Here is a 14,894-nt window from a genome sequence, read left to right as displayed (position 1 = left end):
TTAGGCCGAGATATCGATAATGCCGCAGTCGCCGGCCTCTGAAGCGAAGGCGAGCAGCTTGCCGGTGGCGCTCCAGTCCATGCTGGTAATGGCGCCCTTGCCGGGGCGGCGCAGCAGGGCTTCCTTGCCATCCGCCAGACGCACACCGAGGATCATGCCGTCGATGAAGCCGATGGCAAGCACGTCTTCCACCGGGTGGAAGGCGACATTGGTGACCATGATGTTGGCGCGGCTGCCGAGTTCTTCCGGTGCCTTGCCCATCGGGCCGTCCTTGCCGGCAAATGGCCAGACGATGGCGGCCGGCGCGCCGGAAGAGGCAAGCCATTTCCCCTTTGCCGACCAGGAAATGGATTTGACCTTGGCAGGATAGCCCGTCATGCGCATGTGGCGGGCTTCCATGCCGCCCTTGGTTGCTTCCATCTTCCAGCCGTGCAGGGCGTTTTCCTGCATGGTGGTGACGAGAAACTTGCCATCGGGCGAGAAGGTGACGCCGGTATGCGCGCCCTTCCATTCGAGATCGATCGGATCACCCGCGCTCGCCACCCAATGCAGCGTCACGCCGTTATAACGCGCGGCTGCGATGCGCAGGCCCTTTGGCGCAAAGGCAATCGCCTCCACCGTGCGCTCTTCCTTGAATTCCTTGACCGTGCCGTCTGAAAGCCGCACGAAGCTGGACTTGCCGACACCGTAAGCGACCGCCTTCTGCGGCCCGCCGGCCACGACGCCCACCCATTTGCGCGGTACGTTGGCGATTTCGCTGATGCTGCCGTCATGGCCGATACGCAGCACACGCCCGTCTTCGCCACCAGAAAGCAGCGTGGCGCTGTAGGGATCGCGAATGCAGGTCAGAAGCCCCTCATGCGCCTCGGTTACCTTCTCGCCGCCATCCAGCCGGTGAATGGTGCCGGCGGCGGTGGCAAACAGGGGAATGTCGCCGAGAAAATGGGTCGAGACCACGTGGCCTTCGATATCAAGCGGGGCAACAGTCGGCATGGGGCATCGGTCTTTCGTCTATGTGTCTGATGGCGGGGCGTCATTCCCGCCGGCTGGCATGGTTCTAGAGCATTTTCGGCAAAAGCGGAACCGCTTTACATCCCCTCAGCCTCATTCCTGTGCTTGTCACAGGAATCCAGCCGACGCGCGTCTGCGCGGCGAGAAAAGTTCCTTCAGCCCAAGGACTTGGGCTGGCTGGATCTCTGTGACAAGCACAGAGATGAGGGAAGATAACGATCATACCCCGGCGCAAGGCCGGGGCACGGAGGGATAAGGATCAGGCCGTCGCGAGGCAGGCGTTGAAGCTCTTTTCCAGCTTTTCGCGGTCCAGTTCGCGGCCGATGAAGACGAGGCGGCTTTCGCGCTTTTCGTCTTCCTTCCACGGGCGCTGGTGATCACCCTCGATGATCATGTGCACGCCCTGCACCACGTAACGCTCCGCATCGCCCTTGAAAGCGATGATGCCTTTCAGACGCAGGATGTTCGGGCCGTCCGTCTGGGTAACCTTCTGGATCCACGGGAAGAACCGCTCGGGGTTCATCTCGCCGCCGCGCAGTGAGACCGACTGCACCGTCACGTCATGGATCGGCGAAACCGCGCCATGGTGGTCGTGGCTATGGTCATGCCCATGGTCATGATCGTGGTGATGATGCCCGTGATCATGGTCATGGTCGTGATGATCATGATGATGATGCCCGTGATCGTGATTGTGGTCGCAATCAGGGCCGCAGACATGATCCTCATGGCCGTGTTCGAGGAAATGCGGATCGTTTTCGAGCGCGCGTTCCAGATTGAAGGCGCCTTGATCGAGAACCCGGGCGAGATCGACGCCAGAGCGGGTGGTCTTGTAGATGCGGGCGGAAGGGTTGATGGCGCGCACGATATCCTCGATGCGGGCGACTTCCTCGGGCGAAACAAGATCGGTCTTGTTGACGACGACGACATCGGCAAAGGCGATCTGGTCTTCGGCCTCGCGGCTGTCCTTCAGGCGCAGCGGCAGGTGCTTGGCGTCAACCAGGGCAACGACGGCGTCAAGCTCGGTCTTGGCGCGCACGTCGTCATCCATGAAGAAGGTCTGGGCGACGGGAACCGGGTCGGCAAGGCCTGTCGTCTCGACGATGATGCCGTCGAAACGGCCGGGCCGGCGCATCAGGCCTTCCACGACGCGGATCAGGTCGCCGCGCACCGTGCAGCACACGCAGCCATTGTTCATTTCGTAGATTTCTTCATCGGACTCGACGATCAGATCGTTGTCGATGCCGATCTCGCCGAATTCATTGACGATGACAGCGTATTTCTTGCCGTGGTTCTCGGAGAGAATGCGGTTGAGAAGCGTCGTCTTGCCGGCGCCGAGATATCCCGTCAGGACGGTGACTGGAATGGGCTTGGCTGGTGCTGTTTCGGTCATGGAAAACCCCGCGTGGAGACAAGGCCCGTAAAGGCCTCAAGGAAGAAGTGTCGACGTCCATATAGGCGCGACGTCCGGGCAGTTCAAAGAGATTTTGGCCGAATCCGGCCAAGTGGCTCAAATTTTGTTATGAAATAACGTTATGTCAAAAGCGTGGACATCTTCAAGCAGCTCGACAAGGCCTTTGACGGCGTGGGAGATGAGCCTCTCACCCTTTTCGGCCGTGGCCGCTGCGGCGTTTCCGGCAACACCATCGGGGTTGAGATCGCTCATCAGCCAGCCGAAGGCGTGCGGGCCATAGGCGCGCAGATGCTGGAAGCGGCTGGCGAAATCGCTCTGGCGTGAGGGGAAGTCGGCTGCCTTTTCCATTCTCACCCGGTTCGGGCAGAGCGCCAGCATGACGGAGGTTTCGATATCGCCGCCATGAATGTCGATCGCCTTGTCTTCCGGCTTCACCACATCGGCGGGCACGCCGAAACGGGTCCAACTGGTGGCAACCGCCAGCATGCCAAAACGGGCGCGGGCCTCGGTGGCGACGATGGTCATCAGCGGCGAATTGCCGCCATGGGCGTTCAGCATCACGAATCTACGCACGCCTTTTTCATATTCGGCTTCAGCAATGCCGAGCCAGCGCTCAACGGCCTCGTCGTAACGCAGTGTCTTCGTGCCCGGCACATCCATGTGTTCGATGGAATATCCGACGGGCTCCACCGGCAGGAAAGAGACCGGCAGATGGGAGGGCAGGGCGGCAGCAAGACGGGCAACGATACCCTCGGCAATCAGCGTATCTGTCTCGAAGGGCAGGTGCGGACCGTGCTGTTCATGGGCGCCCAGCGGCAGCACGGAAATTGCACCTGTTGCGCGAAGATGAGGGTCTGTTACGTTTTCGTCGTGATAATGCGTGTATGAGTTTGGCATCTGGCAGTCCGCGCGTGCATTCGGTAAGGATTTCCAGCAACATATATCGGTTCCGCCACAGGGTAAAAGGCACTCGCATATGAGCAAGGACAAAACTGGGCATAAGGACAAGGGCGCCAAGAAAGAAAAGGGCGGCAAGAAAATAAAGGACGCCAAAAAAAGGGATGAGAATTTCAACCCTGAAGAACTGGCGCAATCCATCACCCAGGCCGCCCGTTCCATGCGCACGGCGCTAAGCCACAGCCTTGCCGAAAGCGGGCTTTATGCCGGCCAGGACGGCGTTATTCTGGCACTGGCGCAGGAAGGCAGCCTCACACCGGGGCAGATCGCCCAGAAGCTCGGCGTCAAGGCGCCGACCATGACGCGCACCATCGGCCGCATGGAAGCCCAGGGTTTCGTGGAGCGCAGCGGCGACGACGAGGATGGCCGCGTGACACTGGTGAAGCTGACGGAGGCGGGCCTGCAAAGCGTCGAACACATCAACATCTCGATAGCCGATTGTGGCGCAAGGGCCATAGAGGGGCTTTCGGCCAAGGATGTGCGCACCGTGGTTAAACTTCTCAAGGCAATCGATACCAATCTTCAATAATTTGTTGAAATTTTTAAAAATAAAACTCTGTTTTGTGGCTATCTCTTAAACGGGTTGCGGATTTTGTTTAAATTGTTTAATTGTAATTTAAACAGGGACATCCGTCGCTGACATGCGTTTGGGAGGAATGCTGTGGCTCAAAAGGTCAAACTGTCCACGATTGCCGAAAGTCTTGGTCTTTCGACCGCTACCATTTCCCTTGCATTGCGTGACAGTCCGCTGGTTGCTTCCGATACGCGCGACAAGATCAAGGAACAGGCGCGGGCGCTGGGTTATATCTATAACCGCCGCGCCGCCAGCCTGCGCACCTCGCGCTCCGGCATTGTTGGCGTGGTGTTCCACGATGTGATGAACCCGTTCTACGGCGAAATTCTCAAAGCCATCGAAAGCGAGCTGGATCGCAGCCGCCAGACCTTCATTCTTTCCAACCATTACGATTCGGTGGAAAAACAGCGCACCTTCATCGAAACGCTGCTGCAGCTGGGTTCCGACGGCATCATCATGTCGCCGGCCATCGGCACGCCGATCGAGGATATGACGCTGGCCGAAGAAAACGGCATGCCCGCCATCCTCGTGGCCCGCTCCATGGACGGCGTCGACATGCCGACCTATCGCGGTGACGACAGCTACGGCATTTCGCTTGCCACCAACCATCTGATCAGCCTTGGCCACCGCACCATCGCCATGGTTGGTGGCACCGACCAGACCTCGACGGGGCGCGACCGTTACCAGGGTTATGTCAACGCGCTGCGCAAGGCGGGCATCGAGGTCGATCCGAACCTGCGCATTCCCGGCCCGCGCTCCAAGCAGGGCGGTTTCGAGGCCGCCGTGCATTTCCTCTCACTGCCGCAGAAGCCGACTGCCGCCGTCTGCTGGAACGATCTCGTCGCCATCGGTCTCATGAACGGCATTTCGCGCGCCGGTCTGGTGCCGGGTGTGGATATTTCCGTCACCGGCTACGACGATCTGGAGGAAGCGGCGATTGCTACCCCGGCTCTGACCACGGTTTCCAACGGTCAGGCGGAGGTGGGGCGCCTGGCGGCGCGTGCGCTGCTGGACAGGCTGGCGGGCAGCCATGAGCCTGATGGCATTCACCTCATCAAGCCGGAAATGCGCATCCGGCAATCGACCGGGCCGGTGCGGCCGCGGGTGTGAGTACATCCGTGAGTATGGATGCGGCAGGCTGCATGTTTCTGGTTGTTCGCGATGTTTCCTTCTTCCGTCATTCCGGCCTTGAGCCGGAATCCAGCCACCGCGTGTCTACGCGGTGAAAAGACTCTCCCAGCCCAAGTCCTTGGGCTGACTGAATGCCGGATCAAGTCCGGCATGACGGTGATGGGCGCTTAAAAAAAATCGACATGAAACTTCCGTCTGCCCCCATAGCATCCCCTTATTGCCCTTTTCACGGCCGCCTTTGTTTGAAAGGATCGCTGCCCAGGGGAGTGGTATGGCGAAAGGTTCGCCTGAAACCCACTTCGGCATATTGGAATGTTATCAGGAGGAATATCCGCTCATGTCTGACAAAAAGGCCGTCGTTCTCGTTCCCGGCAAGATAAACCCGCGCGTTCTCGAACGCCTCGAAGGCAAGGTCGAGATCGTGGCCGTACCTGCCGGTGCCGAGCCGGCCCTGCCTGATGGTGCGGCGGAGCGCGTCAATGCCATCGCCGTTTCCGGCGTTGTCAACGCCAAATGGATCGATGCGCTGCCGAAGCTCGAGATCATCGCCAATTTCGGCGTGGGTTATGACGGCGTTGACGCCAAACATGCCGCCAAGCGCGGCATTGTGGTGACGAATACGCCTGATGTGCTGAACGACGAGGTGGCCGATACGACGATTGCGCTTTTGATCAACACCGTGCGCCGGCTCTATCAGGCCGAGACCTGGTTGCGCGATGGCAAATGGGTTGGCGAAGGCCCATTCGCACTCTCGCCGTTTTCGCTGCGCGGCCGCAAGGTTGGTCTCTTCGGCATGGGTCGCATCGGCCAGGAAATCGCCAAGCGGCTGGAGCCCTTCAAGGTGGAGATTGGATACCACACCCGCAGCAAGCGGGATGGCCTCTCCTACACCTATTACGGCTCGCTGAAGGACATGGCGGAAGCGGTCGATATCCTGATCTGCATCGTGCCGGGCACGCCGGAAACGCACAAGGCGATCAATGCCGAAATCCTGACGGCGCTTGGGGCTCAGGGCGTGTTCATCAATGTGGGCCGCGGTTCCAGCGTCGATGAGGATGCGTTACTTGAGACGCTCAAGAGCGGCGCCTTGGGTGCTGCCGGTCTGGATGTGTTCTATGCCGAGCCGAAAGTGCCGGAAGCCTTCCTGTCGCTGCCGAACGTCTCCCTCCTGCCGCATGTCGCCTCCGCCTCGGTTCCGACGCGTAACGCCATGGCCGATCTGGTGGCCGACAATATTCTCGGCTGGTTCAAGGACGGCAAGGTGCTGACACCGGTGCCGGAAACGCCGGTCAAGGGGTGAGGCCTGTTGGCAAGCCCTGACCAATATCCCCTGGTGAGGCGAATGGCTTTGTCCGCTCACAAATCCCGCGCACCGTCACCCCGGACTTGATCCGGGGTCCAGCGCGGTCAAGTCTTTGATCGCAAAAGAATTGTTTCTCACGGCGCAGACGCGCCGTGGCTGGATGCCGGATCTAGTCCGGCATGACGGAAGAGAAGTTTGTGACGACGGCGGTCGACCCCGCGCCTGCACTCGTCCCTATTCCGCAATCTCCGAGCTTCCCACCCAACGCCCTTCGGCAAACGACCGGGCCATGGCATGGATGCTTCGCTCGATCTTCAACCCTTCCTCGAAATCGATGATATGGGCCTTTTTCCCCTCGATTGCCGCGATCAGTTCCCTGCATTCGATGACCTTCAGATCGTTGAAGCCGAGGCCGTGGCCCGGGGCGGGGATGAAGCGGTCATAGGGCTTGTGGTGCGGCGCGGTAAGGATGGTTCTGAAACCCTGCTCTTCCGGGCGTCCATCCGTGGTGTAAAGCTGGAACTCGTTCATCCGCTCCTGATCGAACAGGATCGAGCCCGTGGAGCCATAAATCTGGATGGCAATGCGGCCCTTGCGGCCCCAGGCGGAGCGGTTGGCGATGAGTACGGCGGAAATGCCGCCTTCGAGCTTTAAGAGAACGCTGGCAAGATCGTGTGTCTCGACGGCGCGCTCGCCGCCGCCGGCAAGCGGGCGGGTCTCGTAAGGTTTCACCATGTCGGTGATGGCGCTTTCGGCATGGCCGAAGAGGGCGAAGAGCAGCGACAGCGGATGCACGGCGAAATCATCCAGCGCGCCGTAACCGGAAGACGCCTCGCTCTTCCAGTAGAAGGGCTGAGTGGCATCGGCCATGAAGTCCTCGTCCATTTCGGCGCGGACTTGATAGACGTTGCCAATCGCGCCTTCGTCGATCAGGCGGCGGATGTGGCGGATGACGGGGTTCTGAATGTAATTATAACCCATCGCCGCGGCCTTGCCGGACCGGCGGGCGGCATCGCGCATCTTCACCGCGTCGGCAAAGGCGGGCGCCATCGGCTTTTCGCACCAGACATGTTTGCCGGCCTCAAGGGCGGCAATCGCCATTTCCGGATGGAAAGCATTCGGTGTGGTGACCGAGATGACATCGATCTCGGGATTGGAAAGCAGGTCGCGCCAGTTACCCGTCGAGTGGGCAAAGCCGAACTCGGCAGCTTTCTTCGCCGCAAGCTCGGGGTTTACTTCCGCGAGCGTCACGAGGCGGGGCCGTTCCACATCGCCGAAGACGCTCGTGACGTTATTCCACGCCAGCGCGTGGCATTTGCCCATGTAACCGGTGCCGATAAGGCCCACGCCAAGAGCGGCCATGGTATTCTCCTCCCGAAATTATTTGAATCAATTCAATTCGTTAATTGCGTTTGTTGTGTGCCAAGACAGTCTCAAGACGTATCTTCGCGCGCTCCCCCATTCCTGTGCCTGTCACAGGAAACCAGCCGACGCGGCTCTCGCGCGACGGAAAGACACCCTTTCAGCCCAAGGACTTGGGCTGGCTGGATCCCTGTGACGAGCACAGGGATGAGGCGGCGGCGGTGTTTGCCTGAACTGCTTACGGATTATCCCGCTTGAAAATCCAGTCGTGATCCGGGTGGTTCTTGAAGCGCCATTTGCGCATCGGCCCTGCCATCACGTTCAGATAATACATCTCATAACCATAGGGCGCGCCGCAGGGGTGGTGGCCCTTGGGCACCAGCACGACATCGCCGTCCGACACCGCCATGGTCTCATCCAGCGAACCGTCTTCGGTAAACACGCGCTGGAAACCGAAACCCTGCGCCGGGTTGAGACGATGATAATAGGTCTCCTCCAGATAGGTCATGTCTGGATAGTTATCCTCATCATGCCGGTGCGGCGGATAGGACGACCAGTTGCCCGACGGCGTGAAGACTTCCGTCACCAGCAGGCTGTCCGCCACATCGCGCTCTTCCATGGCGATGGGGAAGATGTAACGCGTATTGGCGCCCTTGCCGCGTTCGGTCAGCTGCACGCCATTGGGACCGATCTGCTGCGCCTCGCGGCTGCCTTTTTCGCCGGGAGCGGTGCAGACGCCGACGGTGCAATCGGTCGTGGCGGTCAGCGACCATTCGGAGCCGGCCGGAACATAGACGCAGTGCGGCGGCTTGCGTTCGAACACATTCATGCGGTCGCCGAGTTCACCGAAGTCCTTGCTGCCCGCGGAGATCGTCGCCTTGCCTTCCACCAGCACGAGGATGACTTCGGTATCGCCGGTGTTTTCCGCCGCCGTCTCGCCCGGCTTCAGGCGGTAGAGGCCGAAACCGACATAACCCCAATCCGCGCTTTGGGGCGTGATATCGTGCACCTTGCCGCTGGTCGCGACCGGCTTGCGCAGAAGTGAGGTCATGGTGGTGTTCCTTTTTGTGAGCAGTTCGATAATTCATGCCATCTCGTCATTCCGGCTTTGAGCCGGAATCCAGCCGACGCGCGTCCGCGCGGCGGGAAGACTCTTTTCAGCCCAAAGACTTGGGCTGGCTGGATTCCGGCTCAAGGCCGGAATGACGGATGGGGTAGGCCGCCCGCCTTCCTTTGCTCAGCTCAAGCAGCCTCGGCCTTATCCAGCCCCGCCTCGCGCGCAAAAGCCTTCAGCGATTTCAGCCCCAGGCTCTGATATTCGAACGGGTTGCGGACATCTGGGTCCTGTTCGGCCTCGATCACCAGCCAGCCGCTGTAGCCATGCTCCGCCGCCACTTTCAGCACCGGCGGAAAGTTCACGCCGCCTTCGCTGTCGCCCGGCACGGTGAACACGCCACGGCGAACGCCTTCGAGGAAGGAGAGCCGCTCACCCCGAACCTGATCGGCAATGACGGGGCGCACGTTCTTGGCATGGATATGGCCGACGCGGCCCATATATTTCTGCGCGACGCGCACGGGATCGCCGCCGCCGAACAGGCAATGGCCGGTATCGAGCAGCAGATGCGTCTTCGGACCGGTATGCTTCATCAGGAGATCGATTTCCTCTTCGCTCTCCACCACCGTGCCCATGTGGTGGTGATAAACGAGGGTGATGCCCTGTTCTGCGGCAAAAGCGGCCAGCGCTTCGACACCCGCACCGAATTTCGCCCAGTCGTCGGCCGCAAGGCGCGGCCGGTCAACCAGCGCCGTGTCGTCAGCACCATGGATGGCGTTGGAGGTTTCGCAGACGATGATGACCTTCGAGCCCATGGCCTTCAAGAGATCAAGCGCCGGCTGCATCGCCTTCTTTTCGGATTCGATGTCATCGGTCAGAAGGTTCAGCGAATGCCAGCCGGAGACGAAGGAGAGGCCGCGCGGCGAAAGCACGCCCTTCAGGCCTTCCGGCTCCGTCGGGAACTTGTGGCCTTTTTCGATGCCGTCGAAACCGATCTTGGCGGTTTCATCGAGGCATTGTTCGAGGCTGATATGCGCGCCCAGCGTGCGGTCGTCGTCGTTGGACCAGGCAATCGGGTTGGTACCGTAACGGATCATCTTACTGTCTTTCCTTGAGATGGTTTTCATAACGAGCGCGCGCGCCGGCAATTTCGCCGCGCTCGGAAATTTCAGGCACTGCGACATCCCACCAGTGACCGCCGGCCTGCGGCGTCGGGTAAGGATCGGTATCGATGACGATGACGGTGGTGCGGCTGGAGGCACGGGCCGCCGCAAGCGCCTCTTCCAGCTCGGTTATGGTGGAAACCTTGCGTGCATCCGCACCCATCGAGCCGGCATGGGCCACGAAATCGATGGCAATCGGGTTGACGTTGGTGTGGGCGTAGAGGTTGTTGAACTCGGCGCCGCCGGTTTCCATCTGCAGGCGGTTGATGCAGCCGTAGCCCCTGTTGTCGGTGATGACGAGCGTGATCTTCACGCCCATGGCAACCGATGTCGCAAGCTCGGAATTCATCATCATGTAGGAGCCGTCGCCGACCATGACGATCACGTCCCGGTCTGGTTCCGCCATCTTGATGCCGAGACCGCCGGCAACCTCGTAACCCATGCAGGAGAAGCCGTATTCCATGTGATAGGAGAGCGGCAGCTTGGATTTCCACAGCTGATGCAACTCACCCGGCATGGTACCGGCCGCGCACATGACAACGGTATTGTCACGCGACTGGCGCTGCACCGCGCCGATGACCTGCATGTCTGTCGGCAGGCTGTTGACGTGGTCTTCGCCCGGTGCCGCCGTATCGGCATCGGCCTTTTCGAACCATGCCGCCTTGAGGCCAGCATCCGGTGCCGCAAAACGGTGGCTGCCCAGGGCGGCGGAGAGCTTTTCAAGCCCGATCTTCGCATCCGCCGTCAGGCTGATCGCATCGTGCTTGGCGCTGTCATAGGGCTGGACATTGAGCGCCAGGATCTTGCGGTTCGGGTTCTTGAATAGCGCCCAGGAACCGGTGGTGAAATCCTGAAAACGGGTGCCGACGCCGAAGACGAGATCGGCTTTTTCGCTGACGATATTGGCGCTTTCCGCACCGGTGACACCGACGGGACCGAAATTCAGATCATGATCCCATGCGAGGGCCGATTTACCGGCCTGCGTTTCGACAACGGGAATGGAGTGGGTTTCGGCAAAGCGCTTCAGCGTCTCGGTCGCGCCGGCAAAATGCACACCGCCTCCGGCGACGATAACAGGGTTCTTCGCCGCCTTGAGCGCCGCGACCGCTTCTTCGAATTCCATCACATCCGGCTCGGGACGGCGCTGACGCCAGACCCGCTTTTCGAAGAAACTTTCAGGATAATCATAGGCTTCCGCCTGCACATCCTGGCAGAAGGCGAGCGTGACGGGGCCGCAATCGGCCGGGTCCGTCATGGTGCGCATGGCGCGGGGGAGCGCTGTCAGCAACTGTTCCGGCCGCATGATGCGGTCGAAATAACGGCTGACCGGGCGGAAGCAGTCATTCACCGTCATGGTGCCGTCGCCGAAATCTTCCAGCTGCTGCAGCACGGGATCGGGGCCGCGATTGGCGAAGACATCGCCGGGGATAAGCAGAACCGGCAGGCGGTTGACATGCGCGAGCGCTGCCGCCGTCACCATGTTTGCCGCACCCGGGCCGATGGAGGAGGTGACCGCCATGGCGCGGCGGCGACGCAGCTGCTTCGAATAGGCAATGGCCGCATGGGCCATGGATTGCTCGTTCTGGCCGCGATAGGTCGGCAGTTCGTCGCGGATGCCATAAAGCGCCTCGCCGATGCCGGCGACATTGCCATGGCCGAAAATGGCCCACATGCCGGCGATATAGGTTTCGCCGTGTTCATTCATCTGCGCTGCCAGGTAACGAACCATGGCCTGCGCAGCCGTCATTCTGATTGTCTTCACGCTGCCTCTCCCTTTTTGGCGCGCGCCTCATCCCAAATGCGGCACAGGCTGGTATAACGCTGCGCCATATCCTTTACCGCTTCCTCATCGGTCATCCTGCCACCGAGCCAGTTGCGGGCGGCATCCGCGAAAATCGTGCGGCCAACGGCGAAACCTTTGACCAGATCGAAGCCGGCAGCAAGGCGGAAGCTTTCTTCCAACTCGCTTTGCGGCGCGTCGAGACCGAGAACGACGATGCCCCGCACGTAAGGATCGTTGCGATGCACGGCGTCGCAGGCGTTCTTCCATGCGGCATGGGTCTTCATCGGCTCCAGCTTCCACCAGTCGGGATAGACCCCGATCTCGTAGAAGCGCTCGATGATACGGGCGGCGGTAAGATCATCGGTCGGACCAACCTTGGAGGGAATGACCTCCAGCAACATTTCCAGTCGGTTGCGGCGTGCGGCTTCGAACAGCCGTATCACGGTCTCTTCCTGCGCGGCGCGCATGTCTTCCGTATCATCAGGATGATAGAAACACAGAACCTTGACGACATTCTCAAGCGGCCATTCAGAAAGTCCGCCGAAATCCTTGCCGAGTTCGGGTTCCAGCGTCAACGGGCGCGAGCCGGGCCATTCCACCGGACGGCCGATCCAGAGGCCGGAGCCGCTGGCGGCAAACAACGCATCGCGGCCAAGACGACCATCGCAGAGAATGCCATAACCCGCCTCACCACCGGCCACCTGCTGCGCGGCCTGAAGGCATAGCTTCTTGAAAGCGCCGATCTGCTCGTGCTTGATGCCAAGCTCGTCGGCGATGGCCTCCAGCTGCATGCGATGGTCAAAGGCGAAGACGCGCATCGTGTCCCAGTCGCCCTTGCGGTTGGTGGACCAATGCACCTGTTCCAGCGCCTCGTCCTTGCGCAGCGCCTTGTTGCGAATGCCGGCCTTGAAGAAATATTGCAGCTCTTCCCAGCTCGGATAGGCGGGCGTGCAGCCATGGCGGGAGACGGCGAAAGCGCCGCAGGCATTGGCGTATTTCAGCGTCGTCGGCCAGTCTTCGCCGCGCAGCCAGCCACGGAACAGCCCGGCCATGAAACCATCGCCGGCACCCAGAACGTTGAAGACCTCGATCGGGAAACCTTCGCCCGTCTCGCCATCATCGAGGCTGGCAGGAATATCACCGGCGAAAACCGAAGCACCCATCGGCCCGCGCTTGCACACCAGCGTCGCGTTCGAAACCTTGCGCACGGCCTTCAACGCGGTCAGCGTATCGGTGGAGCCACCGGCGATGTGGAACTCTTCCTCGGTACCGACGATCAGGTCGAACAGATGCAGGGTGGATTGCAGCTTGGCGGTAACCTTCTGCGATTCGACAAAACGGCTTTCGCCATCGCCATGGCCGGCCACACCCCAGAGGTTGGGCCGGTAATCGATATCGAGCGCGGTCTTCGCGCCATTTTCGCGGGCGAGTTTCAGCGCCTTCAGCACCGCCGCTTCCGTCTTCGGATGCGACAGATGCGTGCCGGTGGCGCAGACGCAGCCGGCTTCGGCAATGAAGGCGGGATCGATGTCATCTTCGCTGAGCGCCATGTCGGCACAGTTTTCGCGATAGAAAATCAGCGGGAACTGGTTCTGGTCACGAATGCCGAGCAGCACCAGTGCGGTCAGTCGCTCCGGATCGGTTTTTACGCCACGCACGTCAACGCCTTCGCGAACCAGCTGCTCACGGATGAAGCGGCCCATATGTTCATCGCCAACGCGGGTGATGACGGCGCTGTTGAGACCCAGCCGGGCAGCCCCGGCGGCGATGTTGGTGGGAGAGCCGCCAATATATTTGGCAAAGGAGGCCATGTCCTCCAGACGGCCGCCGACCTGCGAACCATACAGGTCGACAGACGAGCGCCCGATCGTGATAAGATCAAGTTTTTTCAAAAGGTTCCTCCTTCGGGCCGCCCGTTGCGGCGGCCTGCCTCACATGTTTGGAGCGATATCGGGCAAAGCTGCCCGCACCTTTCGCCATCCCGCTCCGGCAGGCCTCCTCCGCCCGCTGTCACCCGTCACGAGACGGACGAATATGGAATGCCCGTTTCATGGATTTGGATCATAAATTCTATTTTTTCCATTTTCAATAAAAATATTCAGGCTGTTTTGCGGGTTCCCACAGCCACGGCCAGCGTAATCGCCAGACAGAGCGTGGCGGAAAGTGAGCGGAATGCACCGAAATCGATCTCCGTGACCGTCAGAAGCGTTGCGCCGGATTTGCGTAGCGGATTGACGGCAGAATCAGAGAGCGCAACCACAGGAATGCCATTGGCCCGGGCCGTTTCCGCCAGTTCCAGCGTCTCGGTGGAATAGGGGGAAAAGGTGATGGCGATCAGCGCGTCATCGCTGGAGATGGCGCTGATATTGCCAAGCCCGCCGACGGCGCTGTGCAGAACCGCCGGAACCTTCATCTTCTCGAAGGCATAGGCAAGGTAACTGGCGATGGGGAAAGAACGCCGCAAACCGACAATGTGGACGGTGCGCGCGCCGGCCAGCGCCGAAACGGCCTCGTCAAGCTGCCGTGTATCGACCGACTTCAGCAGCATTTCCAGCGAGGAACGGCCGGCTTCGACAAATTCCGCAAGCAGGCTGGAGGCACTTTCATCGCCCTTTTCACGCAGATGGTCGAGCCGTGTGGTGTAATCCGGCCAGCCGCCGACATAGGAATCGCGAAACAGCCGCTGCATTTCCGAAAACCCGGAAAAGCCCATGATCTGGCAAAACCGCATGAAGGCCGAAGGCTGCACGCCAGCACCCTCTGCCATTTCGGCGACGGTGGAAACGGCGATGCGGTCCTGATTGGAGGCGACATAATCGGCGCATTGCCGCAATCGTTTCGGCAGCCCCTCCGCAACCTGGAGCAATCGCTCCTCAAAAGCCTTCACCGATTCTGGCGCCTCGATTGCCGTCATTGTCGTTCCCTTATGCAGACTGAAATCGTGTGCACTTTAACTCCAGTGGAATTTTTATTCCATTGGGTTTTTTGAGGAAGGGCAAATGAGACGGCGGGGGCTTTGTGTGATCGGTCACCCTCCGTCATTGCGGCCTTGAGCCGGAATCCAGTCGGCGCGCGTCTGCACGGCGCAAAGAGTCTTTTCACCCCAAGGATTTGGGGTGGCTGGATACCGGCTCAAGGCCGGTAT

The 14,894-nt window shown here is 60.4% G+C and carries 12 protein-coding genes; 3 read left to right on the top strand and 9 right to left on the bottom strand.

Translation table 11 applies throughout. The features are described 5' to 3' along the window. The 3 genes from M0412_RS25500 to M0412_RS25490 all read right to left on the bottom strand — a co-directional run bounded on the left by M0412_RS25500 (position 1) and on the right by M0412_RS25490 (position 3,319). Positions 1-993 carry a WD40 repeat domain-containing protein gene (locus tag M0412_RS25500; RefSeq protein WP_142841813.1) on the bottom strand — a complete coding sequence of 331 codons (993 nt, stop codon included), beginning with the start codon at positions 991-993 and terminating at the stop codon, positions 1-3. Positions 994-1,270: 277 nt separating this feature from the next. Further along, positions 1,271-2,401, bottom strand: coding sequence for a GTP-binding protein (locus M0412_RS25495; RefSeq protein ID WP_269699861.1), 1,131 nt, complete (start codon positions 2,399-2,401; stop codon positions 1,271-1,273). Between the two features lie 117 nt (positions 2,402-2,518). Continuing rightward, entirely contained in the window at positions 2,519-3,319 is an 801-nt protein-coding gene (locus tag M0412_RS25490; protein WP_269699862.1) for a creatininase family protein, read from the bottom strand. Positions 3,320-3,398: 79 nt separating this feature from the next. On the opposite strand from M0412_RS25490, the gene M0412_RS25485 reads away from it, so the two are divergent. From M0412_RS25485 to M0412_RS25475, 3 genes are all read left to right on the top strand, one after another. After that, positions 3,399-3,908: a MarR family winged helix-turn-helix transcriptional regulator gene (locus M0412_RS25485; RefSeq protein WP_142841816.1), complete on the top strand. Its 510-nt coding sequence runs from the start codon at positions 3,399-3,401 to the stop codon at positions 3,906-3,908. Between the two features lie 132 nt (positions 3,909-4,040). Further along, entirely contained in the window at positions 4,041-5,063 is a 1,023-nt protein-coding gene (locus M0412_RS25480; protein WP_004433466.1) for a LacI family DNA-binding transcriptional regulator, read from the top strand. 358 nt (positions 5,064-5,421) lie between these two features. After that, positions 5,422-6,384 carry a 2-hydroxyacid dehydrogenase gene (locus M0412_RS25475; protein WP_269699863.1) on the top strand — a complete coding sequence of 321 codons (963 nt, stop codon included), beginning with the start codon at positions 5,422-5,424 and terminating at the stop codon, positions 6,382-6,384. 237 nt (positions 6,385-6,621) lie between these two features. Here the strand turns inward: M0412_RS25475 and M0412_RS25470 are convergent, their stop codons facing one another. From M0412_RS25470 to M0412_RS25445, 6 genes are all read right to left on the bottom strand, one after another. Beyond that, complete coding sequence (locus M0412_RS25470; RefSeq protein ID WP_269699864.1) at positions 6,622-7,749, bottom strand: Gfo/Idh/MocA family protein; 1,128 nt, start codon at positions 7,747-7,749, stop codon at positions 6,622-6,624. A 238-nt stretch (positions 7,750-7,987) separates the two neighbouring features. Then, positions 7,988-8,800 carry a 5-deoxy-glucuronate isomerase gene (gene iolB, locus M0412_RS25465; protein ID WP_269699865.1) on the bottom strand — a complete coding sequence of 271 codons (813 nt, stop codon included), beginning with the start codon at positions 8,798-8,800 and terminating at the stop codon, positions 7,988-7,990. 191 nt (positions 8,801-8,991) lie between these two features. Continuing rightward, on the bottom strand, positions 8,992-9,900 hold the full coding sequence (gene iolE / locus M0412_RS25460) for a myo-inosose-2 dehydratase (RefSeq protein ID WP_269699866.1): 909 nt from the start codon (positions 9,898-9,900) through the stop codon (positions 8,992-8,994). Position 9,901: 1 nt separating this feature from the next. Then, positions 9,902-11,728 carry a 3D-(3,5/4)-trihydroxycyclohexane-1,2-dione acylhydrolase (decyclizing) gene (iolD, locus tag M0412_RS25455; RefSeq protein ID WP_269699867.1) on the bottom strand — a complete coding sequence of 609 codons (1,827 nt, stop codon included), beginning with the start codon at positions 11,726-11,728 and terminating at the stop codon, positions 9,902-9,904. Beyond that, complete coding sequence (gene iolC, locus M0412_RS25450) at positions 11,725-13,641, bottom strand: 5-dehydro-2-deoxygluconokinase (protein WP_269699868.1); 1,917 nt, start codon at positions 13,639-13,641, stop codon at positions 11,725-11,727. Before iolC ends, iolD begins: the two co-directional genes overlap by 4 nt. 206 nt (positions 13,642-13,847) lie before the next feature. Continuing rightward, entirely contained in the window at positions 13,848-14,663 is an 816-nt protein-coding gene (locus M0412_RS25445) for a MurR/RpiR family transcriptional regulator (RefSeq protein WP_046802038.1), read from the bottom strand. Between the last annotated feature and the right edge of the window lie 231 nt (positions 14,664-14,894).

The organism is Agrobacterium sp. O3.4 (genome assembly GCF_041414895.1).
Taxonomy (GTDB): Bacteria; Pseudomonadota; Alphaproteobacteria; order Rhizobiales; family Rhizobiaceae; genus Agrobacterium; species Agrobacterium cucumeris.
The sequence above is the reverse complement of the archived record's forward strand: the minus strand, read 5'-3'. Positions and strand labels throughout refer to the sequence as shown.

Coding starts and splice junctions, on each gene's coding strand:
- M0412_RS25500 (WP_142841813.1), bottom strand. CDS start 993: ATGCCGACTGTTGCCCCGCTTGATATCGAAGGCCACGTGGTCTCGACC.
- M0412_RS25495 (WP_269699861.1), bottom strand. CDS start 2,401: ATGACCGAAACAGCACCAGCCAAGCCCATTCCAGTCACCGTCCTGACG.
- M0412_RS25490 (WP_269699862.1), bottom strand. CDS start 3,319: ATGCCAAACTCATACACGCATTATCACGACGAAAACGTAACAGACCCT.
- M0412_RS25485 (WP_142841816.1), top strand. CDS start 3,399: ATGAGCAAGGACAAAACTGGGCATAAGGACAAGGGCGCCAAGAAAGAA.
- M0412_RS25475 (WP_269699863.1), top strand. CDS start 5,422: ATGTCTGACAAAAAGGCCGTCGTTCTCGTTCCCGGCAAGATAAACCCG.
- M0412_RS25470 (WP_269699864.1), bottom strand. CDS start 7,749: ATGGCCGCTCTTGGCGTGGGCCTTATCGGCACCGGTTACATGGGCAAA.
- iolB (WP_269699865.1), bottom strand. CDS start 8,800: ATGACCTCACTTCTGCGCAAGCCGGTCGCGACCAGCGGCAAGGTGCAC.
- iolE (WP_269699866.1), bottom strand. CDS start 9,900: ATGATCCGTTACGGTACCAACCCGATTGCCTGGTCCAACGACGACGAC.
- M0412_RS25445 (WP_046802038.1), bottom strand. CDS start 14,663: ATGACGGCAATCGAGGCGCCAGAATCGGTGAAGGCTTTTGAGGAGCGA.